Below are 2,274 nucleotides of genomic sequence, written 5' to 3'. Positions count from 1 at the left end.
GCCCGTCCTGCTGGCCGACCCCGTCGCGGGCGTCGTCGCGCGCGCACTCGGGCCGTCCCGGTACCGCCGCCGGAGTCGTCCCCGCGCTGCTGGCCCGGATGCGCGAGCACGGCGCGACCCGTCCGGACGACCGCCGCGATCGGCCCCGCCGCGTGCGGCGGCTGCTACGAGGTCCCGGCCGCGATGCGCGACGACGTCGCCGCCGCCGTGCCCGCCGCGCACGCCACCACGTCCCGCGGCACCCCCGGCCTCGACATCGTGCGGGCGTCGCCGCGCAGCTCGCCGCCGGGGGCGTCACCGACGTGCGGACCGACCCGCGCTGCACGATCGAGGACCCGGACCTCTTCTCCTACCGCCGCGACGGGCGCACCGGCCGCTTCGCCGGCTACGTCTGGCTCACCGAACGCGAGGAACGCCCGTAGTGACCCCCGAGGAACGCCGCGCCGAACTGGCCGAGGGCCTCGCCGCCGTCCGCGCGCGGATCGCCGCCGCCTGCGCGGCCGCGGGCCGCGAGGAGCGCGAGATCACGCTGATCGCGGTCACCAAGACCTTCCCCGCGTCCGATGTGCGGCTGCTGGCCGGACTCGGCCTCACCGAAGTCGGCGAGAACCGCGACCAGGAGGCCCGCCCGAAGGCCGCCGACTGCGCGGACCTTCCCCTCACCTGGCATTTCGTGGGCCGCCTGCAGACGAACAAGGCCCGCGCCGTCGCGGGCTACGCCGACGTCGTCCACTCGGTCGACCGGCCCCGGCTCGTCCGGGCGGCTGTCGGACGCGCCGACCGCGCGGGGCGGACGCTGCGCTGCCTGGTGCAGGTCTCCCTGGACGAGACCGAACGGCGGGAGGGGCGCGGCGGCGCGGCCCCCGAGGACGCCCCCGCCCTCGCCGACGAGATCGCGGCGGCCGCCGGGCTCGAACTCGGCGGTGTGATGGCTGTCGCGCCCCTGAACGGCGACCCGCTGCCCGCGTTCGCCCGGCTCGCCGACACGGCGGCCGAGATCCGCCGAAACCATCCGGGCGCGCCGATCGTTTCCGCGGGTATGAGCGGAGATCTGGAACAGGCGATCGCGTGTGGCGCGACACACCTCAGGATCGGTACGGCGTTGCTCGGCGGCCGACGGGCAATCGTCAGGTAATGTCCCCCGAGTGGGACCTGCCGGAACGCGGTCCACGCAAACGGTCGGTCACCCGCGGCGCCGGAGCCGCGGCCACAGGACACGGAGGGGCGTATGGCCAGCGCGATGCGCAAGATGGCGGTCTACCTCGGCCTGGTGGAGGACGACCGTTACGACGACGACAGGTACGACGACGACTACCTCTACGGCGATGAGACCGACCCCGGCGACGAGCGCCGCCGCGAGGACGAATCCGGCGGTCAGCTTACCCGAGCCGAGGACGAACCGGACCGTGATCGAGAGCATCACGCCGCGTCCACCGTCGAGCGACGTTCCGTGGCTCTCTACGAGAGTGGTACCACGGACCTCGCCCGCATCACTACGCTGCACCCGAGGACCTACAACGAGGCGAGGACCATCGGGGAGCACTTCCGTGAGGGCACCCCGGTGATCATGAACCTGACCGAGATGGTCGACAGCGACGCCAAGCGTCTCGTCGATTTCGCGGCGGGTCTCGTGTTCGGCCTGCACGGGAGCATCGAGCGTGTTACGAACAAGGTGTTCCTGCTGTCACCCGCCAACGTGGAGGTGACGGCGGAGGACAAGGCCCGGATGGCAGAACGAGGGTTCTTCAACCAGAGCTGAGATCCACATGCGAGAGTATCCGTGAACATCGTTTGGTCCGTAATCGAGGCCGTCCTCATCATCTTCCTCCTGCTCCTGATCGGGAGGTTGATCCTGGAGGTCCTGCAGTCGTTCGCCCGCCAGTGGCGGCCGACGGGAGTGGTGCTGGTGATCGCCGAAGCGGTGTACACCGTCACCGATCCGCCGCTGAAGTTCCTCAGGCGTTACATTCGGCCCGTGCGGCTGGGTAACGTGTCGCTGGACCTCAGCTTCACTGTCCTCTTCCTTGTGGTCTGGGTCTTGATCATCTTCGTACCGGGGCTCTGATCGGATACCGTCCTTTGGGACAGACTCCAAGCGCGCCAAGGAGACGAACATGCCGCCGCTGACACCCGCCGATGTGCGGAACAAGCAGTTCAGTACCACCAGGCTGAGGCCGGGGTACGACGAGGAGGAGGTGGACGCCTTCCTCGACGAGGTCGAGAGCGAGCTCGACCGCCTCATCCAAGAGAACGAGGAACTGCGGGCCAAGCTGG

The 2,274-nt window shown here is 70.3% G+C and carries 5 protein-coding genes; all 5 read left to right on the top strand.

What is annotated here, in order from left to right:
* Nucleotides 1-422, top strand: a 422-nt coding sequence (locus tag BJF79_RS37955; RefSeq protein ID WP_262403166.1) for a polyphenol oxidase family protein, incomplete at its 5' end; no start/stop codon positions are given.
* Entirely contained in the window at nucleotides 422-1,135 is a 714-nt protein-coding gene (locus BJF79_RS37950; RefSeq protein WP_075904625.1) for a YggS family pyridoxal phosphate-dependent enzyme, read from the top strand. The genes BJF79_RS37955 and BJF79_RS37950, both read left to right, overlap by 1 nt.
* Before the next feature lie 93 nt (nucleotides 1,136-1,228).
* Nucleotides 1,229-1,759: a cell division protein SepF gene (locus tag BJF79_RS37945; protein ID WP_075904623.1), complete on the top strand. Its 531-nt coding sequence runs from the start codon at nucleotides 1,229-1,231 to the stop codon at nucleotides 1,757-1,759.
* Nucleotides 1,760-1,780: 21 nt separating this feature from the next.
* Nucleotides 1,781-2,065 carry a YggT family protein gene (locus BJF79_RS37940; RefSeq protein WP_075904621.1) on the top strand — a complete coding sequence of 95 codons (285 nt, stop codon included), beginning with the start codon at nucleotides 1,781-1,783 and terminating at the stop codon, nucleotides 2,063-2,065.
* A gap of 49 nt (nucleotides 2,066-2,114) precedes the next feature.
* Nucleotides 2,115-2,274 (top strand): DivIVA domain-containing protein (locus BJF79_RS37935; protein ID WP_143220757.1); only part of this gene is annotated, 160 nt, incomplete at its 3' end.

Source organism: Actinomadura sp. CNU-125 (assembly GCF_001942465.1).
Classification (GTDB): domain Bacteria; phylum Actinomycetota; class Actinomycetes; order Streptosporangiales; family Streptosporangiaceae; genus Spirillospora.
The sequence above is the reverse complement of the archived record's forward strand: the minus strand, read 5'-3'. Positions and strand labels throughout refer to the sequence as shown.